This window comes from Clostridium hydrogeniformans DSM 21757, from assembly GCF_000686705.1.
Lineage (GTDB): Bacteria > Bacillota > Clostridia > Clostridiales > Clostridiaceae > Clostridium_Z > Clostridium_Z hydrogeniformans.
This window is the reverse complement of record NZ_JMLJ01000014.1, coordinates 22,725-47,523: the sequence shown is the minus strand read 5'-3', so window position 1 is coordinate 47,523 and position 24,799 is coordinate 22,725. Positions and strand designations below refer to the sequence as shown.

Below are 24,799 nucleotides of genomic sequence, written 5' to 3'. Positions count from 1 at the left end.
TTTCCACCAACCATTTATAAAATTAGAGTTCCTTATGGGATAAATCTACCACTTCATCAATTCTATCCATAGTAAAATCACTACTATCATTTTTATCCTTTGTAAAATAAACTAAAAACTCTCTATTTCCCTCTGGACCCTTTATTGGAGAATAATCTATATCAATAACCTTAACATCTTTAGTTATTAAAAATTCAATTATATGATTTATTACTTCCTTATGAGTAGAAGCTTCTCTTACTACACCTTTTTTCCCTACCTTTTCTCTTCCCGCTTCAAATTGAGGTTTTATTAAAGCAACAACCTCACCCTTTTCATTAAGAAGATCTAACACTACAGGAACTACTTTCCTTAAAGATATAAAAGATACATCTATACTAGCAAAATCTGCCTCTTCTCCAAGATGCTCCTTTTCTACATATCTTATATTGGTTCTTTCCATACATACAACCCTTGGATCTGTTCTAAGCTTCCAAGCAAATTGTCCATATCCCACATCTACAGAAAAAACCTTTCTTGCATGGTTCTGGAGCATACAATCTGTAAATCCTCCAGTTGATGCTCCAATATCCATACATACCTTATCCTTTAGTTCTATGTTAAATTTCTTTATTGCCTTCTCAAGCTTTAGTCCCCCACGGCTAACATAAGGTAGAGTTTCTCCCCTAAATTCTATGTTTGCCTCTCTATTAACCTTTTCTCCAGACTTATCTACCCTTATATCATCTACAAAGACCTTCCCTGACATTATCCCTGCCTTTGCTTTTTCTCTCGAAGAAAATATACCCTTCTCAACTAAAAGTATATCTAATCTTTCCTTTGATTCTGCCATTGTAATCTCCTTACCCTATGGTTTTTAAAATCTCTTCTGCTATTCCCTCTGGATGAAGATTAGACATGCTATAAAGATTATCTAAATCTCCATGGGGAACAAAATTATCATTAAAACCTAAGTTTTTTATATTAACTTTTCCATTTATTTCATTTACATAACTTAAGATACTTTCCCCAAGTCCCCCTGTTATTACATTATCCTCTACAGTTATTATATTATAATTTTCCCCTACTAACTCTTCTATGATGCTATAATCTAATGGTTTTATAAAGGAAGCATTGATGATTTTAGGATTAAGTCCTTTATTTTTTAAAATTTCTTTTACTTTAATAGCATGTTGAACCATTTTACCAGTAGCAATTATCGCTACTTTCTCTCCCTCATCTATAATTTCCCATTTCCCCTTACATATAGTTTTCATAGAACATATATCTATATCTTTAAGATCCCCCCCTCTAGGGTATCTTATAGCCACTGGTCCCTTATTATAATCTATTGCCCATCTTAACATTACCTTTAGCTCTTCTACACACTTAGGAGCAATTATAGTAATATTGGGTACTAAGTTTAAGTATGATATATCAAATATTCCTTGATGAGTTTCTCCATCTTCTCCTACAATTCCAGCCCTATCTATGGCGAAAACCACAGGCAAATTTTGGATGCAAACATCATGAATAACCTGATCATAGGCTCTTTGAAGGAAGGTAGAATACACTGCAAAAACTGGCTTCATCCCTTCACTTGCAAGTCCTGCAGCCAAGGTAGCACCATGTTGTTCTGCTATACCTACATCAAAAAACCTATTTTTATATATTTTAGAGAAATTTTTAAGCCCGGTACCATCTGGCATTGCAGCTGTTATAGCAACGACTCTATCATCCTTTTCAGCTAAACTAATCATCTCTTCTCCAAAGGCAGATGAATAAGTTTTACCACTGCTTTTACCTAAAATTTCTCCACTTTCATAATTAAAAGGTCCTACTCCATGGTACTTATTAGGATTATCCTCTGCAACCTCATACCCCTTTCCTTTTTGGGTTAAGGTATGAATTATAACTGGACCATCTATATCCTTTGCTGCTGAAAGAACCTCACTAACCTCTTTTATATTATGACCATCTATAGGTCCTAGATACTTTATACCCATTTCCTCAAAAATCATACCTGGCATTATCATTTGTTTTATACCATCTTTTATCTTATTTAAAGAGGATACTATATTTTTACCAAATATAACTTTTTCTAAAGTATTATTAAAATCATTTTTTATCTTTCTGTATCCTGGATCCACTCTAAGCTTACTAAGATAGCTTGAAAGACCTCCTACATTTTGTGATATAGACATTTGATTATCATTTAATATAATTATCATCTTTGTCTTATTAAAGCCTAAATCATTTAAAGCTTCTAAAGCCATTCCTCCTGTAAGAGCTCCATCACCTATTATAGAAATTACATTAAAGTCCTCTTTCTTTATATCCCTAGCTCTTGCAATACCTAATCCAGCAGATATGGAAGTACTACTATGACCTGTTTCAAAACAATCATATTTACTTTCACATCTTTTAGGAAATCCGCTTAGTCCATTAAACTTTCTAAGACTATTAAACTGATCTTTTCTTCCTGTAAGGATTTTGTGCACATAGCTTTGATGACCTACATCCCATATAACCTTATCTTCTTCCATATTAAATACTTTATAAAGGCTTATAGTAAGTTCTACTACTCCAAGGTTAGATGCTAGATGTCCGCCAGTTTTAGAAATGCTATGTATTAAAAATTCCCTTATATCCTCTGATAAGTCCTGAAGTTCCTTTGAAGACATTAACTTTATATCACTAGGACTTTTATATCTATCTAATACTTTATACATATGACTCCTATCCTTTTCTCTATAATTTTAGAAATTTCTTTCTAAAAGAAGCTCCGTAAGTCTTTCCATCTCTTTTGTATCCCTATTTAAGCTTTGAAGATCTTTTATACATTCCTCTGTAAGTTCTTTGCACTTTCTCTTACACTCTTCTAATCCAAAAAAGGTTATAAAATTTCTTTTATTGTTATTTTCATCACTATTAACTGTTTTACCTAATGTTTCTGTATCACTAGTTATATCTAAAATATCATCTTTTATCTGAAAAGCAAGACCAAGTTTTTCTCCAAATGACTCTAATATCTTAAGTTCTTGTTCTTCAGCCTCTCCCATTATAGCTCCAGATAGTATAGAAGCTTTTATAAGAGCTCCTGTTTTATTCTTATGCATATATAAAAGTTCATTAAGGTCAATTTCTTTTCCTTCACTTAATATATCCACAACCTGACCACCTATCATACCTTCTACTCCTGAGCTCTCACTTATTAAAGCTCCTGCCTTTAAAGCTTTATGACCATGGTTTAAACTCATATTAAATAAAATCCTCATGGCTTCATTTAAAAGTCCATCTCCTGACAACACCGCCATGGCTTCTCCATAAACCTTATGATTAGTTGGTTTTCCTCTTCTTAGGTCGTCATTATCCATTGCTGGAAGATCATCATGGATTAAAGAATAGGTATGTATCATTTCCATAGAAATTGCCATAGGCATTACATCCTCATAATTATCCTTATATAGGCTATAAGATAAGAGTAATAGCATTGGCCTGATTCTCTTTCCTCCAATTCTCATACTATAGCTCATAGCATCATATATAATCTTATTATAATCATTATTCCCCTTAAAATAGCTATCAATACACTTATCAATATGTTCTTTTAAGCTTTCTAAATTAATCATAATTCCTCACCAAAAACCTCTTCATTCTCATTATTTAAAACATTTATTTTTCCTTCCATATTATTTAATATGGTATATAATTTATTACAAAGCTTTACCCCTTCTTCATAGCTTTTCATAGACTCCTCAAGGGGTTGCTCATTATTTTCCATGCTATTTACAATGTCCTTAAGCTTATTTAAAAGCATCTCATAATTTTCACTTTTCTTAGCCATAAAATCCTCCTAATAGGCTTACTTAGAAATAAAAGTTCCACTTATTTCTCCATCCTTTAGAACTATGTTTATATCCATAGTCTCATTAAACTCTTCCTTGGATGTAATCACCTTTTCTTCATTTTTTATTATGGCATATCCCTTATTTAATATATTTAATGGATTATGTGCCATAAGAAGGGAATTTAAATTATTTATCTTATTCTTTTCATAATCTATTTTTCTAAGGATCGATGTATTTAAAGACTGTTTAAGCCTTATTAAATTCTCATATTCGTTAATTAGATAATTTTTAGGACTATTATAATCTAAATTTCTTTTTAATAGATCTAGCTGAAATTTGTTTTCCTTTAATATATTTAAAATTCTATCCTTTAATATAGAATTTATGCTATCTACCTCATTGTTTAAGTTTTCTAAAGAAGGTACCACTATTTCAGCTGCTGCAGAAGGAGTTGGAGCTCTTCTATCACTTACAAAATCAGCAATAGTAAAATCCGTCTCGTGACCTACTCCTGTTACTATAGGGACTTTTGAGTTAAAAATAGCATAAGCTAACTTTTCATCATTGAATGCCCATAGTTCCTCTATAGACCCTCCACCTCTAGCAAGAATTATAACATCTATATCTTTAATTTTATTTAAGGCCTTAATACCTTTTATTATATTCTCACTAGCATCTTTTCCTTGAACAAGGGATGGATAAATAAGTAAGGACATTGAATTATTTCTTCTCTTTGAAACATTTATTATATCCCTAATTGCAGCCCCTGTTGAGGAGGTTATTACCCCTATCCTTCTTGGATAAGGGGGAAGAGGCTTTTTATGTTCCTCTTCCATAAGACCCTTTAGTTTTAATTCATCCTTAAGTTTTAAAAAGGCTTGATATAAATCTCCAAGCCCTTCCTTCTTTATTTCATCACAATATAACTGGTAGCTACCCTCTTTAGTATAGGTTCCTACCCTTCCCTTAATTTCAACTTTCATTCCTTCTTCAATAGCAAAGTTTACACTTCTTGCCCTATCCTTAAACATTACACAATTTATCTTAGATAAATCATCCTTTAAAGAAAAATACATATGTCCACTACTATGAAGCTTAAAGTTTGAAATTTCTCCCTTTATGGATACATTATTAAGAATAATATCACTATCAATTATCCTTTTAATATAGTTATTTAAAGCTGAAACTGTTAAAGTTTTAATATACATTTTTCTCCCATGCCTCACATGTATTTTTTAGTAGGAGGGTTGTTGTTACAGCTCCAACACCTCCAGGTACTGGGGTCAAATGCCCAGATTTATTAATTACTTTTTCAAAATCTACATCTCCTGTAATTTTTCCATCTACAGAGGAGGTTCCCACATCTATTACTATTGCCCCTTCTTTCACAAAAGAATCATCTAAGAAAAGAGGTCTTCCTATAGCAACTACAATAATATCTGCATTTTTACATACCTCTTTTATATTCTGTGTTTTTGAGTGACATATAGTTATAGTTGCATTTTCATTTAAAAGAAGCTGAGCTACTGGCTTTCCTACTATATTACTTCTTCCTATAACCACAGCATTTTTCCCTTTAATATCTACTCCTGTACTTTTTATAAGATGAAGAACACTTCTTGGAGTACATGGAACAAAAGCATCTTGTCCCTTATAGAATTTACCATTATTATAATCTGTTAATCCATCTACATCTTTTTCTGGAGAAATAGAGTTAGTTACTAGTGCCTCATTAAAGTTCTTAGGAAGTGGTAACTGAAGCATTATTCCATCAACTGTTTTATCCTCATTTAACTTCTTAATTAAGCTTATTAATTCCTCTTCCTTTATGTTTTCCTCTAACAAAATAGCCTTGCTTTCTAAGCCTAACTTTTCACAAAGCTTTCTTTGGTTATTTAGATAATATATAGATCCCCCATCATTTCCAACTAAAATTGTTACAAGACAAGGTACCCTATATCCTTTATCCTTTGCATCTTCAATAGATCTTTTTATTTCCTCTCTTATCTCTTCTGCTATAACCTTTCCACTAATAACCTCTCCCATTGTAATCCTCCCTTTAATTATTTTTTGCTATTTTATCAAGAACTCCATTAATAAACTTAATAGAGGCCTCATCAGAATATTTTTTTGCAAGTTCTACTCCTTCATTTATAGCTACTTTAAAAGGTATATCTTCTTCAAATAATATTTCATATGTACAAAGTCTTAATATAGAAAGATTTACTTTAGAAATTCTTTGTATCTTCCAATTAACTAGGTATTTTTCTATATTTTCATCTATTTCCTTTATATTTTTATTTACTCCATAAACAATCCTATTTATATATACCATATCCAAATCGTTTATATTATACTCTGTATTCTCTTTAAAATTCTCTATAAGGTCTATTGGTTCCTCTTTTTTTATTGCATTTTCAAATAAAAGCTCCATTGTTACTTCTCTTGATCTCTTTCTATTCATGGTTTCCTCCTACAAATATGTATTATAAATTTCATATATAAAATTATACTATATTATCAACGAAATTTATTTCAAAATATACCTAATTTTCCTAGAAATTTTCTAAAAGCAATTAAACACCCTCTTTAGAAGAGGGTGTTTATAAGTTACTTATCAATATTAGCTGCTGTTTTCTGAACAACTATATGTTGAACAAATATATTAACACTAGATACTTTTAAACCTGTCATAGCCTCTACAGTTTTTCTAACATTCTCTTGAACCAAACCAACTACTTCAGGAATCTTTATACCGTAATCTACACCAAGTGCCATCTCAATGGATGTACTTTCCTCTTCTACAGTTACCTTAACACCTTTTGTGCTATTCTTTTTACCAGTTAATAATTGGGTAATTCCACCTGTAAGGCCTGGATTCATACCAACAACACCCTTTATTTCCGAAGCTGCTATGGCGGCTATAACGCTTATTACCTCATCAGATATTTTAACGATTCCTATATTATAGTCTTCTCTGTTTAATTCATCCATAGAACAACCCTCCTACATTTGCATAGCAAAACTTGCTAATCTTATGTTTATTATAACAAATATATTTATGTTTTACAATTAATTATTGTTTTGTTTCTATTTCCACATTCTTAATTTTACTAGTACCAACTACTGTATCTTGAATTTGTTTTCTTTGCTTTTCATCAAGTTGCTCTTTGTTTTTAACTATTATATTTACCCCACTCTTGTCATCTTGAATCAAACATAGAACATCCTCAAATCCTTTACCCTTTAAAGCTAACTCTATACTGCTTTCTTGGCTTCTTTTTTCTGAAAGAGATTTTTGATTAGTTGCTGCTTCATCTCTTTTTTCCTTAGATAAATTTTGATTGTTTAATATGTTTGATATGTCTTGTTCCTTCTTAGAATCTCTCTTATCCTTATCAAGTCTTGCATTTGTAAAATAATCTCCATCTGCCTTGTCGTCCCCTAAGTTAGCTGCGGGTTTACCTATGTTCCACTCATTCTTTACAATACCATCTACAGGTCCATTAAGCTTAGCTGCTGATACCCCCGCCAATACAATTAGTGCAAGTAATGCTAAAATTATACCTGCTTGCTTTTTATTCATACAATCTCCTCCCATTCTTTTCTCTTTAAAATATATGCTACTTTTTCATGGAATATACATTAACTTTATGATCTGGAATATCATATAATGCTGATACAGTTTTTGTTATCTTATATTTAAGATCATTATTTTCAGCTCCCTCAGCCACTATAAATACTCCCGTTACCTTTGGATTCAATGTTTTTAATATAAAAGGTTCATTATTTGTTACAACAACTTTATTTCCATTGTTATTTTGGGTATTTACCCTAGTTCCTCCTGAGGTATCTTTCTCTTCTGTTTTACTAACAGAGTTATTGCTATCCATTGCTGGAACACGCTCAGTACCTCCCTGAAAAGAAATCATAACCTCTACTTTTCCAATACCGTTTATGTTACTTAATATATATTTAAGTTGATTCTTTTGTGTTTGCTCATATAGGCTTAGGTTTTCATCATTCCCCACCTCCTTACCTTCTTCATTGCCTGTGGTAGCTGCTACCCCCTTAGCATTACCCTTAGATGTAAAAAAGCTACCAGTAATTATAATTAGTATACCTACCAATAATACGATTAATATATTATAAAAATTTTTCTTTAGTCCTTTGCTTTCTAAAGTTTTTAGGAATTTTTTAAAATCCATAAACTTTCCCCCTATTTACCTTCTATTTTATATACTGTTATATTTTTCTCATTTATATTAAGGCTATTACTTACATAGGAAATTATCCCTTTTTCTCTCTCTCCATACTCTTCTTTCTCTTTATCTAAGGTAGTGCTTGCATCTATATGAATCTTTTTCACTGGCTTAATTGAACTATTTTTTCCAAGACCTATGTTAATACTTTCAATATAAAAATTCTCTTTTTTATATCCTCCTTTTACCTCAACTTTAAAGGTATCCTTAGGATACTTATCATTTAGTAATTTTTCACAAGATTTAGATATATTATTTTCAAAATTCTTAAGGGTGGTAGCTATATTTTTTTCCTTATATTCTTCTTTAGATAGGGACTTTTCTTCTAATACACTTTCATAGCTGTTTAAATAGTTTTTCATATCTACATTACTTCCAGTAAAAATCTTTATTATTGGATTTATTATTACTGTCATTAAGATTAACCCTAAAACAAATCTACTATATTTTTTCATTGAATTATCAGGCAATATAAGTTCTACTGCTGTTATAAAAATTACAGTTACGCAAATACTAGTTATCCACTCTTTTAATATACTCATACCCTTATGCTCCTATTATAAATTTTCCTGCGGAGGCCATTATGGCAATCATTACGAAAAACATTACTGATAGACTTATAACACAAGACATTATTAATATTAATGAATCTCCAGCAGAAGTTATACAATTTACTATACGATCATCACTTATGGGCTCTAGTAATGCTCCTGTTAACTTATATAACATAGCCATTAGAAAAATCTTAATTATTGGAACCAATATTATAAGGAGCAATACAATAAACCCTATGGTGCTTAAAGCATTTTTTAATATAAGTGAATAACCTGCAACAGTTGCTATTGCATCTGATAAAGCTTTTCCAACTATAGGTATAAAGTTATCTACTGCAAATTTAGCAGTTTTAGCTGTTACTGCATCTAAAGTTGTAGCTGTAATTCCCCGTATACTAAGTATTCCTATAAATATAGTCATAAGTACCCCTTGGCTTATTAGAACCACTTGTTTAATAAGCTTTGCAAGCTTTGATATCTTGTAATCTTTAGATATGTTATTAACAAATTGAAGAACAAAAACCATAAGTATAAGAGGTATTATAAAATCTATATATATTCTTGGTGCTATATTTACTGCTCCAAGAACTATAGGGTCCATAGTAGCTGCCTCTGTTATCCCTCCTACAGATAAAAGTAACATAAACAATACTGGGATTAAGGCTGCCATAAAATTAGTTATATCTGTTATGGTTGTCTTTACTAAGTCTAGAGCCAATAAAAAACTTTTAGAAAGAACTATTATAAGCAAGGCATAACCTGCAAAATAAGCTATATTAGATAAACTTTCATTATTAAATGCACTTTGAAGATTTTTAATTAATGCACAAATAGTTCCTATTACTATAACCAGAATCATAAGTTTTGTTGTAGCTATTACTTCTTTAAACACTAACTTTTTTATTACGTTTTTAAAACTGCTAATGGATATATTTCCTTCTCCATCTTTAATGTAGCTTTTTACAAATTCTTTTGGGTTTAATTCATTTAAGAGCTCGTCTTCAAACTTCATATTAGTTATATAATTATAAAGTCCATCTATTTTTTTCTCAGTATCCTCTTCTAATTTACTGTTTTCTGTCTTTGTCTTATCCTCTTTCCCATCTCCTTCAATACCATAAGCCGGTATTGAAAAAAGTGTAATAAAAACTATTATTAAAATCAGTATCTTACTTTTTATATTCATATTTTTCACCTACATTATCTTAAGAATTGAATCTAATACTGCCATAAGTATAGGTATTGCAAGAACAAGAATTAAAACCTTTCCTGAAAGCTCAACTTTTGATGCTAAGCTTCCTGCTCCTGCATCCTTGCATATATCACTACAAAAGGAGGCTATATAAGCTATTCCTATTATTTTTAATACAGTATTAAGATACATGGTATCTATATTAGCCTTAATGGACATGCTATTTAAAAAATTAATTATTCCATTAATCTTTGGAGCTAAAAATATAAGTATCATAACAGATACCACAATGGATATCTGAATTCCTAAGTCATCTCTTTTAGCATTCTTCATAAGTGTTACAAGAAATAGTGCTATTAGGATAAAACCAGCAATTTTAAGTATCTCCATAACTTCACCTAAAACATAAACATGGTCTTTACAGAGTCAAAAAGTTTTGAAATCATAGTTATTACCATAATTAAAATAATTACAATACCTGCAATATTAGTCATAGTTGCCACATCATCTTTTCCACTGCTTTTTAAAACTTTTTCTAATATTAAAAGCACTATTCCTATTCCTCCTATTTTAAAAAGCATATTATAATCAAGCATTTACTCTCCCCCTTATTTCAGTTTATTATATTAAGAAAATAACAATGGTAAGGCCTAAGGAAACACCAAGAGCTCTATACATCTTTGAGCTTTTAAGTGACTCTTCATGAGCCTCTCTTATTCTAATTTTCAATTCACTACTAGTTAAAGAAAAAATTTTTTTATGTCCTTCCCTATCTATGGCACCTAGATTTTTAGAGAGATTTAATAGTATGCTTCTATCCCCCTTACTTAAAGATAAAAGGTCATTATACTTCTCCAAGGCTTTATCTAGTGCCTCATATACCCCCTCAACTTCTCCTTCTGAAAGTAGGGAAGATGCAAATAAAAATATATTTTTTATATTTCCTTTATTTTTTTCCCCTATGGATAAAAATGCATAAGGAAGGGGCTCTTGTATGTATAGTATTTCATTTTCAAGATCAACTAAGGCTCTTTCTAAATCTTTAAGTTCCTCTTCTCTTTTTAAAAAGCTCTGTCCATATATAAATCCACCTAATGTACAGGCAATTAAAATTAAAGAAAAGCCTATTATCTTAAAAATCATTCTTTTCCCCCCATACTACTTTATTATTTTCCATATCATAAACATACTCTATGGTGGAAATACCTTTTCTATTACTTAAAATTATGGCTTTTTTAAAAACTTTATTATCTATAAGATCTAAAAATACCTTTCTTCTAAATAAATCTTCTACTCCATATCCATGAATTGTGGTTATAACATTTACTCCCGAATTCATAGCAAGGACTATGCTTTCCATATCCTTTCCTACTCCTATTTCATCACATATTACAATATCTGGAGATAATGCTCTTATAGCCATAATCACTCCCTCACTTTTAATACATCCATCATATACATCTGTCCTTATTCCTACATCTAATTGAGGTACACCAAGATATGAAGCTGCTAGTTCACTTCTTTCATCAATTAAACTTACCTTTTTTCCCCCTATATTTTCGTATCCATTGGAAAGAATCCTACATATATCCCTTAGAAGGGTAGTCTTACCACACTTAGGAGGAGATATTATTATAGTGTTTTCAAGAGATTTGTCTTTAACTATAAATGGCATTAATTTTCTCCCACACCCTATAACTTCTCTACATATACGTATGTTTATGGAGGAAATATTCTTTATAGTTTTTACTTTATTATTTTCAATAACACAGCTTCCACTAATCCCTACCCTATGCCCTCCTTTAATTGTTATATAACCTTGTCTTATATCTTCTTCAAAAGCATAAATTGAAAAATTACTAATTTTCCTTATAAGACCTTTAAGATTTTCTGAAGATACATTATAAGATGTTATAACTTCCTTTTCTCCTAGTTGAAAGGTTAACGGCTTATTAGCTCTAAATCTTATTTCCTGAAGGTAGGGTAGGTCATCCCTATCCTTTAAAAGATCTAAAATCTCCTTGGGTAAAATTTCTAAAACATTATTAAAATTTTTATTCATAAACTGGCCCTGAACTTTGCAGTTCACTCTAGCCTTCACCACCTTTCATATCTAATTTTTATTTTAAATATGAGGAAAATATTACTACTTTTTAAAAATATTTAATAACATTTTTTTCTATTTCTAATATACTATGTGTTATTTGCTGTAAATATTTTTATATCTCTCTGGTCTTATCCTTGTATTTTTCTACTGAAAACTCTGTCCTTTATATTTGAAATAGCCTTACTCCTAAATCTATTTAGTTACTTATAAAAAAATGCAATGAACTCTTTTTCTTGTATTTGCAAAAAAATAAAGCACCCTAGCTACTACTAGGATGCTTATTATTTAGAACTTAATATTATATTGTTTTGACAACAAGGACATGGTACCTTATTATCATCCTCCATAAGGTTCTTCTCTACATATATAACCTCATTACAATTACTACATTCTACTTCACAGTACTCTTCTTCAACCTCTTCTATATCCTCTTCTAGGTTTTCGATGGCATCATCAAAGTCATAGTAATCTCTTTTTATAAGAGATAGTTCCGAATCTACTGAATCTACATATTCCTCAAGATCACTGTAGGAGTTATCCATATTTACTCCTAATTCTTCTATAAGGTTAAGTATTTCTGTAAATATCTTACCTTCCTTACTATCCTTATTTATCTCTAGCCCTTCCATAAGACCTTTAACATAGGAAACCCTATTATGTATTTCCTTCATAATCACAACCTGCCTTCTTTAATATTAGGAATCTAAGTTTAAATATTTTTCTATTAATTGCCTTCCACTATTTCTTAGAATACTACTAAATGCTTAACAAAACTCTATCATATTCCTTATATTTTTTAAGATTCCTTATAAAATATGCTAAGCTCCATATAGAAACTTAGCATAATAATCTTTATAAGAGATTAAACTCTCTCCATGTAATCCCCTGTTCTTGTATCTATTCTTATAGAATCTCCTTCATTTACAAATAAAGGTACATTAACTATTGCTCCAGTTTCAACTGTAGCTGGCTTTAATGTATTTGTAGCTGTATTACCCTTAAATCCTGGATCTGTTTCTATTATTTGAAGCTCAACAAAGTTTGGAGCTTCTACTGAGAAAGCATCTCCTTTGTAAAACTTTATAATAGCAAACATATTTTCTTTTAAGAACTTTATAGCATCCTCTACTTTTTCAAAGTTTAAAGGTATTTGCTCAAAAGTTTCTTGATCCATGAAGTAGTATAACTCTCCATCAGAATATAGGTATTGCATTTCTTTTCTTTCTATAACAGCTTCTTGTAGTTTTTCAGTTGGGTTAAAAGTTCTATCTGTAACCCCTCCTGATTTAACGTTTCTAAGCTTAGTTCTAACAAAAGCAGCTCCCTTTCCTGGTTTTACATGTAAGAAATCCACTACTGTGAACACTTGTCCATCTAATTCAAAAGTATTACCTTTTCTTAAATCTCCTGCTGATATCATTCAAGTATCCCTCCAAAAATCTATAATTCATTTATATTATAACCTTTTCAGGCAATTAAATACCAAAGATTACTTTTATCTTCTTTTAGTATTTAATATTTTTAGATTAATTTAAACCTTTAGGCTATATTAACCTAAAATATGTTTATAAAATAACATATATGTATATCTAGAACAATGTTATTTTATCAAAAGAAATAAAGATTTGCAATTATTAATATGGAATTTATATTATAATTTATCTATATTTCTAAGATTTTTATTATTTCATCTACTATAAAGTCTATGTTTTTATTTTCACAATCTACTACTTTATGTGCATTTAAATATATATTTTCTCTAGAGGAATATAGGGTAATTAAATATTCCCTTCCCTTCTTAGCCAGCGGCCTTTTTTTATCCTCTAATATTCTTTCTAAAAAGGTTTCCTCATTAACTCTTAGGAATATAGTATATCCTATTTTCTTTAGTTTATTTATATTATCTTCGAATACGGACATGCCTCCACCTGTGGCTATTACTGCATTTTCTATGTTATGACTTTCTTCTATTATTCTCTTCTCTAAATCCCTAAAGTATTTTTCACCTTTTAGTTTAAATATACTACTGGTGGAAAGCCCTTCTTCCTTTTCTATTTTCTCATCAGTATCTATAAATTTCATTCCTAGCTTTTCACTTAAAGCTTTGCCTACAGTGGTTTTCCCACATCCACTCATACCAATTAAGATTATATTCTTCATTAAATCACCTATTTATTCTAATTATGATTTCTCCATTAAAATTATTTTCCTCTTCTACAGAGCCACTTAACTTTTCTATACTTCCATTGAAATCTAGAAAATATTTAATTCCTTCATTTATATCTCTTAAGTCACCTTTAATATTATAGCATAAATTTACATAATCTTTATTCTTATCTATTTCTTTTAGAATAAATGTAGGATTTATACTCTCCACCTCTAGGTTATTAATGTCCATACTACCCTTCTTTGTTTCCTTAAAAGTAATCTTAGTATTTGTATTATTTAAGGAATCATTATTCTTTATAATATAGCATTGGATAAATATCATAACTATAAGTAAAATTAAAGAACTATACATAGATAGCTTTTTCATAAACTCCTCCTAAAAAGTAACCTTATATATATACCCTTGCTCTTGTTTTTTCATATTTATTAGCATTTCTTTATTTAATTGTTTTTCTATAGTTTTTATCATATAATCACCTTCTTTTACACTTTCAAAATATAAGGTTATATAATTATTATCCTTATTAAAATCAAAATTTATAATTTTAAGTTTTTGGTTTTCTAATAGAAAGTTATAATTTATATTTTTATCTATAGTAGTATCTTCTTTAGTATCTATAATATTACTTTTATTATATGCTTCCTTATACCCACTTCTTTTTCCTATTGTAATAGGGGATAAAATTACATTTATCACCATTAATATTCCTATATATATTTTTATTTTTCTTAAAATCTTCTTTTCCTCTTCCTTCCTATACCAAAGAGGAGTTAAATTTTTTCTTATATATATTGCCATAAATCCTCTCTTTCCTCTAAGCTTACTAGTTTAGTAAGTTTTATTTTTCCATTGATTTCTCCATAAAATATGTTATTCCTATCCTCTACAGCCTTAAGTCTATAAGTCTTATTTATATAGTTCTTTATAAATCCTATATGGTCTGGTATATCCTTACTATGCCTTGTATTACAAGCAGATAACAAAATTCCATTATAAATATAGTAAATATAATAAATATCCCTATAACAATAAATTATATAATAAGCATCTTTTCTTACTTTCCTTCTTAATTCTTTTAATATTAATTCATGAAGAACCCTAACTTCTCTTATATATATCTGTTCTTTAAATTCTTTTAAAGAACTTAGGGTTTTAGAATATATGCAATAGTACAGTATCCTATATTCTTCATTTATTTTATCTAACACTGAATAATTGAAAACCACATCTTGAAAGTTAATAAACTTACTTTTTATATGATTAAAAACAATTCCATCTATATTGCTTTTTTTAGTTTTAGGTATGGTGATTATATCATTATATACTTCCTCTTCTAATATATTTATATATAAAATTTTATTCTTAAAGATTTTATACAAATATAATTTATCATTTATATCTACTTCTAAATTTTCCTTCTTAGATTTTATATAAACTTTATTTATCCCTAAATCTATTTTTAGCCCCCTCACGTAATATCCTCCTCCTTGTTTTCTCCTGATTTAAGCAAAAAATCTATCCGTCTACTAATATTATTTATTTCAAAATCATAAATAAGCTGACTTTTTACAAACTTAAAAACAAATACTTCCTTTTCCTTATTAAATCCAATGTTATATCCATTCATTTTTTTATGAAAGCCGTGATTTATTAGATATTCCTTTAATTCTTCTTTTGTTTTTATATTATTTAATGTAATAATATTATTTAATTCCCCTTGAAGTCCTTCTATTTCTATATCTATTTCTTTGTCTTTAACCATATTAACTATCTCCTCATCTAAGGACTTTCTGCCATCAATTATTAATATTTTTCCATTTATAATCACCATAGTAAAAATGGTAATCATAACAATAAACACAAAGGCTGTAACACTGCCCCTTAAGCTTTTCTTTCTATATGGGAATAGCCCTTTCAAATTCCTTTCCTCCCCTTAAAGCTATATAAATATATAGTAGATTATCTTTTTTATAAAATCTTATATCCTTAATATTCCCTCCTATAATCTCCACCTTGTTATTATTACTCCTATTGATCACTAAATTTCCAAGCTTTGATAAACTAATCTCATATACTCCGCTCTCTTTTAATATTGTTATCTTGCTATTATCTATTCTAATTTCCTTATTGTTTTTTATTTGAGTATTAATTACTATAAAGGTTTGTTTAATAAGTTCTTCTTCCAAGGATATATCTTTAGATTTATTATTTATTCTTATAATGAACATAACAAAAGAGCTTACCATGGATAAGATTATAATAAAAATTACAATGGCTGCCATAAGTTCCACTAATGTTGCTCCTTTTCTCTTATACACCTTTAATCCATTGCCCCCTTAAGAAAAAACCCCTAATATTTATTTCATACTCTATAAATATCATAGGTAAATTATTTTCTATTTTCTTATTAAAATATAGACTTATATCACCCTTCTCTTTTCTTTCCTCACTTTTAATTAAATTCATAATCCTATTATTTTTTATATCCTTAATATTAATATCCTCATTATAAACATAAGCTTTTTTATTATAATATGGCTCTAAATCCTTTAATGAAGTGTTATATCTTATTTCGTATTTTATAGCCTCCATCACACTAGCCTTTTCACTAATAGCTTTCTTTAACTCCCTTATTGTGTAATCACTTATTACAGCCTTTATAGTAGCTAAGGATAAAATTAAAAAAATACTTATGGCTACTATACAATCTAATAAAATAAAACCCTTAATTTTTCTCATATATACCTCTTGAATAACTATTAATTCCTAATATTTTTCTCTTATCCTCATCATTTATAATATTGATTTCTCCTGATCCTGATATTACTCCATCACTGTTAATGCTTATTCTTATGTCATATCCATTGGTATTAGGAAGGGTTATTGTTTTTATATTACTTGGTATATAAAGAATCATTCTCTCCTCTGTGTTAGATGAAAACTTTAAAAAATGTTCATTACTATCCTTTACTAAAGCTATCTTTCCTGATGTATTTTTGTTAATACAATAATATCGACTTTCATTTATAAACCGTACAACCTCTCCTGTAAACTCTTCAAGACTTACTCTATTAGATTTCTTTATATTAATTCCCAAAGGAATCATTGCTAAAAATATTAAAAGTATAGCTACTACAGCCATAAGCTCTACTAATGTAAAACCTTTCTTTTTCAATTTTCCCTCCTAAAATTTATACAAACTATTCATTAATGGAATTATAACCTTAATTAAAAATACTCCAATGAAAAATGCCATGATTAATATAATTATAGGTTCCATAAGCTTTATAACCTTATCTAAATCATCCTTGATCTCCTCTTCATATAAGCCACATATAAGCTCTAAGGCCTTTTCTACTTCTCCACATTCTTCTCCTTTATCCATAATATTTATAGTACTTGTTGGAAAAACATTAGAAAATATAAAACTCTCGCTTAGTCCATATCCTTCATTTATATTGTCCATTATTTTCTTTATTCCCCTGGAAAAATTCTTGTTATTTGATACTCCCTGGCAAACCTCTAAAATATCTAAGTAATTTACCCCACTCTTAAATAATATGGTAAAGGTTTTGAAAAACATTAATATACAATATTTATTTACATAGGTTTTTATAAGTGGAAGATTTTTAGCTCCTCCTCCTTTTATGATCTTATAGATAATAAAATATAAAATTATGTTTAAACTTATGGATATTACCTTATGGCCTATAATAAATTTGCTTAATCTAAAGATATAATTCACTATAATATCATTATTACTAGGGATTAAATTCTGAAATTTTGGTATTATGCTTATCATAAAAATAAAAAAGATTATATTACACATAAAAATTATAAATATTGGATAGGTTATCTTACTTATAATCTCTTTTCTTGTTTTCCATTTATACTTATATACCTCTGAAAGCTCCTTTAATACCTCCTCTAAGGAACCACCTGCTTCTCCAACCCTTAACATATAAAGAAAATCTAAGGGTAGTTTTTCTTCCTTAAAGGCTTCCTCTATACTACTTCCTCCTAAAATTCTTCTATATGCATTATCAAATATTCTATTTATGTTTTTACATATATTCATATCCCTTATGTTCTTTATGGCTTCTTCTATTTTATTCCCACTTTTTATTTGTACATATAGTATCTTACAAATAATGTACATGTTTTTATAAGTTAACTTCTCTCTAAAAACATAGCTATTTGACTTTTCCTTTAAACTAATAAGATATAGTCTATCTTTAGCAATCTTACTTCTTAACTCTTCTTCTGTCCCCTTATATATATCCTTCTTTTTTTCTCCTGTAGAACTTAAGTATTTATATTCATATACACCCATTTTATATACTTAAATACCTCATTCCTTCCTCCCTAGATATAATTCCCTTACTTATACTTTCCCTTATGTTCTCTTCTAAATTAGTTAAAAAAGTCATAGACTTATCCTTCCTATTAATAACCATAGCCTCACTTAAGAGTACCCTTCCCCCTATGCCTTTAAAACTACATTTTGTACATCCCCTGCTTTGAAAGGACTTATATATATTTTTTTCCTCATTTTTTAAATATATTTCTTCCTTGCAATAGGGACATAGGGTTTTTACTAATCTTTGAGATAATATAACTTTTATAGAGTCATAAAGTAGGTATTTAGGTACTCCCATATCTTCAAGCCTATTAAAGGCTCCTAGGGCATTATTAGTGTGAAGAGTTGACAATACTAAGTGTCCTGTTATAGCTGCTCTTACTGCTATTTTTGCAGTTTCCTCATCTCTTATTTCTCCTACCATTATAACGTCAGGATCCTGTCTAAGAGTGACACGCAAAGAGTTAGAAAAATTTATTCCTAGACTATTATTTATATTTACTTGATTTACGCCTTTTAAGGTATACTCTACTGGGTCTTCTATAGTAGTTATATTAATCTTACCTTCATTTAAATAATTTAACATAGCATATAAGGAGGTGGTTTTTCCACTTCCTGTAGGACCTGTTACAAGTATAATCCCACCTTGATTCTTAAGCATATTCTTTAAAGGTCTATTTACTTTTTCTCCATAGTTTATATCCTCTAAGTTTTTTATGTCTTCGCCCTTTTTAAGAATTCTTATAACAACCTTTTCTCCATTTACTGTAGGAATTATTGAGGTCCTTAGATCATAATTTTTATCCTTGTATAAAAATCTTATTTTTCCCTCTTGGAATTTTCTTTTTTCTGCAATATCCATAGAGCTTAAGATTTTAATTCTACTTATAACTCCTTCATACTCCTTTAAGGGTATAACCCTATCTTCCTCTAAAATCCCATACACCCTAAGCCTTATTCTTGCTTCCTTATTAAAGGGTTCTATATGTATGTCACTGGCATTATCTTCTATACCCTTTTTTATTAAATTCTCTACAAAATCTATATAGGTAGAGTTACTACCCTTATCTTCTTCTTCCTTCTTAAAAATTTCACTGGATATATGGGTATCTCCATAATATTTAAATATAAGTTTTTTTACCTTCTCATCCTTAACTCTTGTTAAAAACACTTCTTTTCTATAAATAAATTTCAAATAAGCTTTAAATGTATCATCAAAATTTTCTCCACATAAAAAATTTATTGTCTCTCCCTTTGTGGAAACTGGTATAACAAGATTTTCTAAAACAAACTTTCTTGGAATCACATTAATTAAATTAATATCTATATCCATATTCACACCCCTTTATTTGTATTATTTCAAATATATTACATTTTAAACATAAAAAAATAAAAATATCAGCTTTATAGCTAATATTTTTATTTTTCTCTAAAAACTCTATACTGGGCTTCCTTAGAAGATATGATATTCACACTTCCATCCATTTTAATATTATATATATCCCTCTTGTCTTTATCATTATCATATCCTATAAAATATACATTATTTTCCTTATCTTTCACTAATGGATATTCCTCGCTTATGTTCTTTGGAAAATTATAAATTACTTTTTTTATATTTTTTCCATCATACTTATAAATAGAAGTTTTTTTATTTGACTCTCTTATAAGAAAATAATAGATATTCTCCCCTGCATCTATTGTGGAATATAGTGATTCTATATTTCCTCCTATTTTCTCATAGGTTAAATCTTTTAAATCTATCTTTCCTAAAACTGATGACTCATTGGAGGTATTTATAATAAATAATTCTTTATTGTTTACTATATTAAATCCAGTAATATTCCCCTTATCTACCTTATATAATAACTCTTCCTTTTCAGTTAAAAAAGAGTACTTAAATATCCCTCTTTCTTTAGACTCTGGGTTTATTCCATAATAAATTAAAGTATCCTCATCTAAAAATTCATATAAGTTTCCTGATATTATGGTATTACCTTCTAAAGTCATTTTTTTCTTATCCTTAATATCAAATATAGATAAATCATTTATGGAACTTAAATCATCACTTTTATAATATCTATAAGCTAATTTTGATCCTTTTAGGCTAATTTTCATATCAAAGGCACTAAAAAAATCATTAATCTCAAACCTATCCTCTTTATTTTCTATAAGGATTTTATTTTTATTAAGGTTATTTCCAGTTTCTAAGTAAATAAGCTTAGCATAAATACCTTCAGATTCGTTATATTTTAAATCAATAAGGTTATCACACTCTCCTAAGTAACTTCCTATTCCATTTTTTAAATTATAAATTTTAGTTTTATTCTTAACTACCTCTCCAACCATATATTTTTCTAGATGTATTAAATCCCTTGTATCTTTTTCCTCTACTTTAGGTTTACTAGTACATCCACTTAAAAATAAACAGAGTAAAACTATAATCCATATTGACATACTACTCCTCTGCTTCAATTTACTCTCTCCTAAATATTAATTAATACCTTTCCTGAACAAACAAATTCTGCATTACCTATCATATAAACCTCACCATTTTCTATTAGGATATTTAATATCCCTCCTTGAACTTCTACCTTAACCTCTTCGCTAACTAAACCTAAAAAGTTAGCTACAAATGCTGAGGCACAATTTCCAGTTCCACAGGCTAGTGTAGGTCCTGCCCCTCTCTCCCAGGTTTTAACCTTAATATGATTTTTGTTTACAATTTCACAAAAGTTAACGTTAGTACCTTCTTTAAAAATACTTGCTCTCTCTATAGCCTTCCCTTCCTCTATGTCTACTTCCTCTAAATCTGTAAATATTACAGTATGAGGAACTCCCATTCTAATGGTTGTTATAGTATAGGTTTTATCTAGAATTAAGGGATAATTTATTATATTATGGGTTGCATCTGCTGGTATGTCCTTAGGATTAAAGGATGGTTTACCCATGTTTACCTTTATACTTTTAACTTTTGAGTCTTCTTCTTCTAAAAATACAGTCTTTATTCCATCCCCAGTCTTAACTTTCATAGGATTTTCTATACAAATGTTTTTTTCATAAACATACTTTACAAAGCATCTAAGCCCATTTCCACACATGGCAGCATAGGATCCATCGGAATTTATTATAACCATTTCTATATGAGCATCTTCACATTTTCTAACTAATAATATTCCATCTGCTCCTATAGCAAATCTTCTATGACAAAGCTTTTTAGCTAGAGCTGATTCTTTATTAACATATTCATTATTAAAGTCTTCTAGGACTATAAAGTCATTTCCATTTCCATGCATTTTTGTGAAATTCATTTTAACCACCTTTTCCTTAATATAAATACTTCAATTATATATCTATGATACTTTATATTTTATGAAAAATCATTACAAATTGAATAAATTTATATATAATTGACTTATGTGTTAAACTATTCATATAAATAAATAGAGAAAGGGTGAATTTTATGGCTCTTGATGGAGTTTTTTTATATACAATTAAAGAAGAATTAAAAAACACCTTGGTTAATCTTAAAGTTGATAAGGTTAATCAACCAGAAAAAGATGAAATCTTCCTTACCCTTAGGGGTAATAAAAAACTTTTAATAAGCGCGAGCTCCTCTTATCCTAGAATATATCTTTCAAAAACTTCTAAGGACAATCCACTAAAACCTCCAATGTTTTGCATGGTTCTTAGAAAATACTTATTAAATTCTAGATTAATTGATATAAATCAATTAGATGGAGATAGGTTACTAATTCTTAAATTTGAAGGAACTGATGACTTAGGCTTTAACAGCCTATATAGTTTAATAGTTGAGGTAATGGGAAGGCATAGTAATATAACTTTAGTTAGAGATAGGGATAATATTATAATGGATAGTATTAAGCATATTACCCCTGATATAAATAGCTATAGATCTCTATACCCCAATATTAAATATATATATCCTCCTAAATCCCAAAGACTTAATCCTCTAGATTTTACCTTAGAAGACTTTAATAAAATGTCTTTAGGATTAGAATTAGATTCCTCTATATTCTCAAAAATCTTCACAGGGATTAGTAAAATTTTATCTAAGGAGTTATTCTTTAGATTTGAAAAAAGTAATTTATCCTTATATGAGTTCTCTAAGGAATTCTTTAAAGATTACTATGATTTTAAAAACTTTAGCTATAATTCCTATGTTGATGAAAAAGGACTATTAAAAGAATTCTCTTCAATTTCTTTTGAAACCTATAATGAATATAAGGCTATTAGTTTTGATTCTCCTAGTGAGTTACTAGATAATTATTATAGAGAAAAAGATAAACAGGACAGGATTCATAATAGAACCCTAGATATCCAAAAAATTATTTCTAATAACCTAGACAGATGTAATAAAAAAATTAAAATCTTAGAAGATACTCTAGAGAAATGTAATGAAAAAGAAGATTTAAGAATAAAAGGTGAACTTCTTACAGCAAATATATACTCACTAAAAGAAGGTATGAAGGAAGTATCTCTTCTAAACTATTACAAAGAGGAAGAGGAGTATATTAATATCCCATTAGATGAATTAAAAACTCCTTCTGAGAATATACAAAGCTATTATAAAAAATATAATAAATATAAAAAGGCTGAAGAATCCGCATTGGTTCAATTATCCTTAGCTGAAGAGGAGCTTAATTATCTAAATTCAGTATTCTCCACCTTAAAAACCATAGATAGTTATGATGAAATTGATGAAATCAGAAGAGAACTTATGGAAAGTGGCTATATAAAGTTTAAAAAGGAAGGCAAGAAAAAAATCAAACCTTCTAAGCCCCTCCATTTTTTATCCTCTGAAGGTTATCATATATATGTAGGCAAAAATAATTCTCAAAACGATTATTTAACCCTAAAATTTGCAGAAAGAAATGACTTATGGCTTCATACTAAGAATATACCTGGATCCCATGTAATAGTTAAAGGCCAGAATATACCTGATAAAACCTTAGAAGAAGCTGCAACCCTTGCTGCCTACTACAGTAAAGCAAGTAACTCCTCAAAGGTTCCTATAGACTACACTGAAGTTAAAAATGTAAAAAAACCTTCCGGTAGTAAGCCTGGAATGGTAATATACTCTACTAATAAAACTGCTTATGTGGATCCTAAAGAGTTATCTTTAGAAAAGCTATAATAAATAGGCTAGAAATATTTTTCTAGCCTATTTATTATGCAATCTTATTTTTCTCCAAAATACTGATAATAGTAGCATTGTATTCTACCATTATATAGCTTTCTATTTTTATCAGCCTTATGTCCAAATAATCTTTCAAATCTATCATAGGAAGTTAATACGTAAAACTCCCAGTTTTTAAGCCTTCTATAATCTAACCCTAATTTTTCATAAAGTTCTTCGATATCCTTCTCTACTCCAATTCTTTCTCCATAAGGAGGATTAGTTATTATAAAGCCCTTATTTCTTTTAGTTGAAAAATCATTAAAATCCATGACTTGGAAGGTTATATATTCCCCTACGCCAGCTTTTCTAGCATTCTCCCTTGCCATCCTTATAACTCTTGAATCTATATCATATCCTAAAAGGGCCATGTCTTTATCATTAATAGAAGCTCTAGCTCCCTCTCTCACTTGATCCCATACTTCTTTTTCCATAGTAGGCCAAGTTTCACAAACAAAGCTTCTATTAAGGCCTGGTGCTATATTTTTAGCTATCATAGCCGCTTCTATAAGTATTGTTCCTGAGCCACAGAAAGGATCTATTAATAGATTATCTCCCTTCCATTTACTTATTAATGCCATAGAAGCTGCTAAAGTTTCCTTTAAAGGTGCTGCTCCTGCAACTTCTCTATATCCTCTTTTATGAAGTCCTGGTCCAGTAGTATCTATAGTTAAAGTTACAATATCCTTTAATATAGCAACTTCTATTTTGTACACTGGTCCCTCTTCACTAAACCAATCCGTATTATATGTTCTTTTCATAGATTCTACTACAGCTTTTTTTACTATAGACTGGCAATCCGGCACACTATGTAGAGTAGATTTTATAGACTTACCTGTTACATGCATCTTTCCATCTACGGGTATTAAACTTCCCCAATCTACTGCTAAAGTTCCTTGGAAAAGCTCTTCAAAGCTTTCAGCCTTAAACTCTGCCATCTTTATTAAAACTCTATCTGCTGTTCTAAGCCATGTATTGCATATGGCTATATCCATATCATCCCCTTCAAAGGTTACACGGCCATTCTCCACATTTAAATCCTCATATCCTAAATCTTTAAGTTCCTTTGATGTTATAGCCTCTATACCAAAGGTACTTGTAGCTATTAAAGAATAATTCATAGC

At 29.2% G+C, this 24,799-nt stretch carries 32 protein-coding genes; 1 reads left to right on the top strand and 31 read right to left on the bottom strand.

All coding sequences use genetic code 11. The features are described 5' to 3' along the window. Positions 1–22: 22 nt before the first annotated feature. The 30 genes from BR69_RS0109085 to dapF form a co-directional block, all read right to left on the bottom strand. Positions 23–832: a TlyA family RNA methyltransferase gene (locus tag BR69_RS0109085; protein WP_027632915.1), complete on the bottom strand. Its 810-nt coding sequence runs from the start codon at positions 830–832 to the stop codon at positions 23–25. Between the two features lie 10 nt (positions 833–842). Continuing rightward, positions 843–2,711: a 1-deoxy-D-xylulose-5-phosphate synthase gene (dxs, locus tag BR69_RS0109080; protein ID WP_027632914.1), complete on the bottom strand. Its 1,869-nt coding sequence runs from the start codon at positions 2,709–2,711 to the stop codon at positions 843–845. Positions 2,712–2,738: 27 nt separating this feature from the next. After that, positions 2,739–3,608: a polyprenyl synthetase family protein gene (locus tag BR69_RS0109075; protein WP_027632913.1), complete on the bottom strand. Its 870-nt coding sequence runs from the start codon at positions 3,606–3,608 to the stop codon at positions 2,739–2,741. Next, a complete protein-coding gene (locus BR69_RS0109070; protein ID WP_027632912.1) occupies positions 3,608–3,826 on the bottom strand; it encodes an exodeoxyribonuclease VII small subunit in 219 nt (72 codons plus the stop codon). The genes BR69_RS0109075 and BR69_RS0109070 overlap by 1 nt, the downstream gene beginning before the upstream one ends. Before the next feature lie 18 nt (positions 3,827–3,844). After that, positions 3,845–5,038, bottom strand: coding sequence for an exodeoxyribonuclease VII large subunit (xseA, locus tag BR69_RS0109065; RefSeq protein WP_027632911.1), 1,194 nt, complete (start codon positions 5,036–5,038; stop codon positions 3,845–3,847). After that, positions 5,028–5,876, bottom strand: coding sequence for a bifunctional 5,10-methylenetetrahydrofolate dehydrogenase/5,10-methenyltetrahydrofolate cyclohydrolase (locus BR69_RS0109060; RefSeq protein ID WP_027632910.1), 849 nt, complete (start codon positions 5,874–5,876; stop codon positions 5,028–5,030). Before BR69_RS0109060 ends, xseA begins: the two co-directional genes overlap by 11 nt. A gap of 13 nt (positions 5,877–5,889) precedes the next feature. Next, positions 5,890–6,294, bottom strand: a complete 405-nt coding sequence (nusB, locus tag BR69_RS0109055; protein WP_027632909.1) for a transcription antitermination factor NusB — start codon at positions 6,292–6,294, stop codon at positions 5,890–5,892. Positions 6,295–6,440: 146 nt separating this feature from the next. Then, positions 6,441–6,824, bottom strand: coding sequence for an Asp23/Gls24 family envelope stress response protein (locus BR69_RS0109050; RefSeq protein ID WP_027632908.1), 384 nt, complete (start codon positions 6,822–6,824; stop codon positions 6,441–6,443). Between the two features lie 82 nt (positions 6,825–6,906). Continuing rightward, complete coding sequence (locus BR69_RS0109045) at positions 6,907–7,416, bottom strand: SpoIIIAH-like family protein (RefSeq protein ID WP_027632907.1); 510 nt, start codon at positions 7,414–7,416, stop codon at positions 6,907–6,909. Positions 7,417–7,453: 37 nt separating this feature from the next. Then, positions 7,454–8,038: a stage III sporulation protein AG gene (gene spoIIIAG, locus BR69_RS0109040; RefSeq protein ID WP_027632906.1), complete on the bottom strand. Its 585-nt coding sequence runs from the start codon at positions 8,036–8,038 to the stop codon at positions 7,454–7,456. An 11-nt stretch (positions 8,039–8,049) separates the two neighbouring features. Beyond that, positions 8,050–8,634 carry a stage III sporulation protein AF gene (gene spoIIIAF, locus BR69_RS0109035; RefSeq protein WP_027632905.1) on the bottom strand — a complete coding sequence of 195 codons (585 nt, stop codon included), beginning with the start codon at positions 8,632–8,634 and terminating at the stop codon, positions 8,050–8,052. 4 nt (positions 8,635–8,638) lie between these two features. Next, positions 8,639–9,832: a stage III sporulation protein AE gene (spoIIIAE, locus tag BR69_RS0109030; RefSeq protein WP_034849623.1), complete on the bottom strand. Its 1,194-nt coding sequence runs from the start codon at positions 9,830–9,832 to the stop codon at positions 8,639–8,641. Positions 9,833–9,841: 9 nt separating this feature from the next. Further along, complete coding sequence (gene spoIIIAD / locus BR69_RS0109025; RefSeq protein ID WP_027632903.1) at positions 9,842–10,228, bottom strand: stage III sporulation protein AD; 387 nt, start codon at positions 10,226–10,228, stop codon at positions 9,842–9,844. An 8-nt stretch (positions 10,229–10,236) separates the two neighbouring features. Next, complete coding sequence (gene spoIIIAC, locus BR69_RS0109020) at positions 10,237–10,434, bottom strand: stage III sporulation protein AC (protein WP_027632902.1); 198 nt, start codon at positions 10,432–10,434, stop codon at positions 10,237–10,239. A gap of 25 nt (positions 10,435–10,459) precedes the next feature. After that, complete coding sequence (spoIIIAB, locus tag BR69_RS0109015) at positions 10,460–10,981, bottom strand: stage III sporulation protein SpoIIIAB (RefSeq protein ID WP_051623552.1); 522 nt, start codon at positions 10,979–10,981, stop codon at positions 10,460–10,462. Then, positions 10,971–11,900, bottom strand: a complete 930-nt coding sequence (gene spoIIIAA / locus BR69_RS0109010; protein ID WP_027632900.1) for a stage III sporulation protein AA — start codon at positions 11,898–11,900, stop codon at positions 10,971–10,973. The genes spoIIIAB and spoIIIAA overlap by 11 nt, the downstream gene beginning before the upstream one ends. A 326-nt stretch (positions 11,901–12,226) precedes the next feature. Then, complete coding sequence (locus tag BR69_RS0109005) at positions 12,227–12,616, bottom strand: CD1247 N-terminal domain-containing protein (RefSeq protein ID WP_027632899.1); 390 nt, start codon at positions 12,614–12,616, stop codon at positions 12,227–12,229. A gap of 191 nt (positions 12,617–12,807) precedes the next feature. Beyond that, entirely contained in the window at positions 12,808–13,365 is a 558-nt protein-coding gene (gene efp / locus BR69_RS0109000; protein WP_027632898.1) for an elongation factor P, read from the bottom strand. A 242-nt stretch (positions 13,366–13,607) separates the two neighbouring features. Next, positions 13,608–14,105, bottom strand: a complete 498-nt coding sequence (locus BR69_RS0108995; protein ID WP_027632897.1) for a shikimate kinase — start codon at positions 14,103–14,105, stop codon at positions 13,608–13,610. A 4-nt stretch (positions 14,106–14,109) separates the two neighbouring features. Then, positions 14,110–14,481, bottom strand: coding sequence for a hypothetical protein (locus tag BR69_RS0108990; protein ID WP_027632896.1), 372 nt, complete (start codon positions 14,479–14,481; stop codon positions 14,110–14,112). 9 nt (positions 14,482–14,490) lie between these two features. Beyond that, complete coding sequence (locus BR69_RS0108985; protein WP_027632895.1) at positions 14,491–14,913, bottom strand: hypothetical protein; 423 nt, start codon at positions 14,911–14,913, stop codon at positions 14,491–14,493. Then, entirely contained in the window at positions 14,898–15,587 is a 690-nt protein-coding gene (locus BR69_RS0108980) for a hypothetical protein (protein WP_027632894.1), read from the bottom strand. The genes BR69_RS0108985 and BR69_RS0108980 overlap by 16 nt, the downstream gene beginning before the upstream one ends. Then, positions 15,584–16,033: a hypothetical protein gene (locus BR69_RS0108975; protein ID WP_027632893.1), complete on the bottom strand. Its 450-nt coding sequence runs from the start codon at positions 16,031–16,033 to the stop codon at positions 15,584–15,586. The genes BR69_RS0108980 and BR69_RS0108975 overlap by 4 nt, the downstream gene beginning before the upstream one ends. After that, complete coding sequence (locus BR69_RS0108970) at positions 16,011–16,433, bottom strand: prepilin-type N-terminal cleavage/methylation domain-containing protein (RefSeq protein ID WP_027632892.1); 423 nt, start codon at positions 16,431–16,433, stop codon at positions 16,011–16,013. The genes BR69_RS0108975 and BR69_RS0108970 overlap by 23 nt, the downstream gene beginning before the upstream one ends. Continuing rightward, a complete protein-coding gene (locus BR69_RS0108965; RefSeq protein ID WP_027632891.1) occupies positions 16,426–16,854 on the bottom strand; it encodes a hypothetical protein in 429 nt (142 codons plus the stop codon). The genes BR69_RS0108970 and BR69_RS0108965 overlap by 8 nt, the downstream gene beginning before the upstream one ends. Further along, positions 16,841–17,290 carry a type IV pilin protein gene (locus BR69_RS20250; RefSeq protein ID WP_034849620.1) on the bottom strand — a complete coding sequence of 150 codons (450 nt, stop codon included), beginning with the start codon at positions 17,288–17,290 and terminating at the stop codon, positions 16,841–16,843. Before BR69_RS20250 ends, BR69_RS0108965 begins: the two co-directional genes overlap by 14 nt. A gap of 9 nt (positions 17,291–17,299) precedes the next feature. Further along, positions 17,300–18,448, bottom strand: a complete 1,149-nt coding sequence (locus tag BR69_RS0108955; RefSeq protein WP_027632890.1) for a type II secretion system F family protein — start codon at positions 18,446–18,448, stop codon at positions 17,300–17,302. A gap of 1 nt (position 18,449) precedes the next feature. Next, a complete protein-coding gene (locus BR69_RS0108950) occupies positions 18,450–19,808 on the bottom strand; it encodes a GspE/PulE family protein (protein ID WP_051623551.1) in 1,359 nt (452 codons plus the stop codon). Between the two features lie 86 nt (positions 19,809–19,894). Beyond that, positions 19,895–20,950 (bottom strand): hypothetical protein, encoded by a 1,056-nt coding sequence (locus BR69_RS0108945; protein WP_027632888.1) that lies wholly within the window; start codon positions 20,948–20,950, stop codon positions 19,895–19,897. A gap of 11 nt (positions 20,951–20,961) precedes the next feature. After that, on the bottom strand, positions 20,962–21,786 hold the full coding sequence (gene dapF, locus BR69_RS0108940; protein ID WP_027632887.1) for a diaminopimelate epimerase: 825 nt from the start codon (positions 21,784–21,786) through the stop codon (positions 20,962–20,964). 152 nt (positions 21,787–21,938) lie between these two features. Here dapF and BR69_RS0108935 point away from each other — a divergent pair, with 152 nt between their 5' ends. Continuing rightward, entirely contained in the window at positions 21,939–23,633 is a 1,695-nt protein-coding gene (locus tag BR69_RS0108935) for an Rqc2 family fibronectin-binding protein (protein ID WP_027632886.1), read from the top strand. A 44-nt stretch (positions 23,634–23,677) separates the two neighbouring features. Here the strand turns inward: BR69_RS0108935 and BR69_RS0108930 are convergent, their stop codons facing one another. Further along, entirely contained in the window at positions 23,678–24,796 is a 1,119-nt protein-coding gene (locus BR69_RS0108930; protein WP_027632885.1) for a THUMP domain-containing class I SAM-dependent RNA methyltransferase, read from the bottom strand. Between the last annotated feature and the right edge of the window lie 3 nt (positions 24,797–24,799).

Bases quoted from the DNA above. Each gene is read 5' to 3' on its own strand.
- BR69_RS0109085 (WP_027632915.1), bottom strand. From the start codon at position 832: ATGGCAGAATCAAAGGAAAGATTAGATATACTTTTAGTTGAGAAGGGT.
- dxs (WP_027632914.1), bottom strand. From the start codon at position 2,711: ATGTATAAAGTATTAGATAGATATAAAAGTCCTAGTGATATAAAGTTA.
- BR69_RS0109070 (WP_027632912.1), bottom strand. From the start codon at position 3,826: ATGGCTAAGAAAAGTGAAAATTATGAGATGCTTTTAAATAAGCTTAAG.
- xseA (WP_027632911.1), bottom strand. From the start codon at position 5,038: ATGTATATTAAAACTTTAACAGTTTCAGCTTTAAATAACTATATTAAA.
- BR69_RS0109060 (WP_027632910.1), bottom strand. From the start codon at position 5,876: ATGGGAGAGGTTATTAGTGGAAAGGTTATAGCAGAAGAGATAAGAGAG.
- nusB (WP_027632909.1), bottom strand. From the start codon at position 6,294: ATGAATAGAAAGAGATCAAGAGAAGTAACAATGGAGCTTTTATTTGAA.
- BR69_RS0109050 (WP_027632908.1), bottom strand. From the start codon at position 6,824: ATGGATGAATTAAACAGAGAAGACTATAATATAGGAATCGTTAAAATA.
- BR69_RS0109045 (WP_027632907.1), bottom strand. From the start codon at position 7,416: ATGAATAAAAAGCAAGCAGGTATAATTTTAGCATTACTTGCACTAATT.
- spoIIIAG (WP_027632906.1), bottom strand. From the start codon at position 8,038: ATGGATTTTAAAAAATTCCTAAAAACTTTAGAAAGCAAAGGACTAAAG.
- spoIIIAF (WP_027632905.1), bottom strand. From the start codon at position 8,634: ATGAGTATATTAAAAGAGTGGATAACTAGTATTTGCGTAACTGTAATT.
- spoIIIAE (WP_034849623.1), bottom strand. From the start codon at position 9,832: ATGAATATAAAAAGTAAGATACTGATTTTAATAATAGTTTTTATTACA.
- spoIIIAD (WP_027632903.1), bottom strand. From the start codon at position 10,228: ATGGAGATACTTAAAATTGCTGGTTTTATCCTAATAGCACTATTTCTT.
- spoIIIAC (WP_027632902.1), bottom strand. From the start codon at position 10,434: ATGCTTGATTATAATATGCTTTTTAAAATAGGAGGAATAGGAATAGTG.
- spoIIIAB (WP_051623552.1), bottom strand. From the start codon at position 10,981: ATGATTTTTAAGATAATAGGCTTTTCTTTAATTTTAATTGCCTGTACA.
- spoIIIAA (WP_027632900.1), bottom strand. From the start codon at position 11,900: ATGAATAAAAATTTTAATAATGTTTTAGAAATTTTACCCAAGGAGATT.
- BR69_RS0109005 (WP_027632899.1), bottom strand. From the start codon at position 12,616: ATGAAGGAAATACATAATAGGGTTTCCTATGTTAAAGGTCTTATGGAA.
- efp (WP_027632898.1), bottom strand. From the start codon at position 13,365: ATGATATCAGCAGGAGATTTAAGAAAAGGTAATACTTTTGAATTAGAT.
- BR69_RS0108995 (WP_027632897.1), bottom strand. From the start codon at position 14,105: ATGAAGAATATAATCTTAATTGGTATGAGTGGATGTGGGAAAACCACT.
- BR69_RS0108990 (WP_027632896.1), bottom strand. From the start codon at position 14,481: ATGAAAAAGCTATCTATGTATAGTTCTTTAATTTTACTTATAGTTATG.
- BR69_RS0108985 (WP_027632895.1), bottom strand. From the start codon at position 14,913: ATGGCAATATATATAAGAAAAAATTTAACTCCTCTTTGGTATAGGAAG.
- BR69_RS0108965 (WP_027632891.1), bottom strand. From the start codon at position 16,854: ATGAGAAAAATTAAGGGTTTTATTTTATTAGATTGTATAGTAGCCATA.
- BR69_RS0108955 (WP_027632890.1), bottom strand. From the start codon at position 18,448: ATGGGTGTATATGAATATAAATACTTAAGTTCTACAGGAGAAAAAAAG.
- BR69_RS0108950 (WP_051623551.1), bottom strand. From the start codon at position 19,808: ATGGATATAGATATTAATTTAATTAATGTGATTCCAAGAAAGTTTGTT.
- dapF (WP_027632887.1), bottom strand. From the start codon at position 21,786: ATGAATTTCACAAAAATGCATGGAAATGGAAATGACTTTATAGTCCTA.
- BR69_RS0108935 (WP_027632886.1), top strand. From the start codon at position 21,939: ATGGCTCTTGATGGAGTTTTTTTATATACAATTAAAGAAGAATTAAAA.
- BR69_RS0108930 (WP_027632885.1), bottom strand. From the start codon at position 24,796: ATGAATTATTCTTTAATAGCTACAAGTACCTTTGGTATAGAGGCTATA.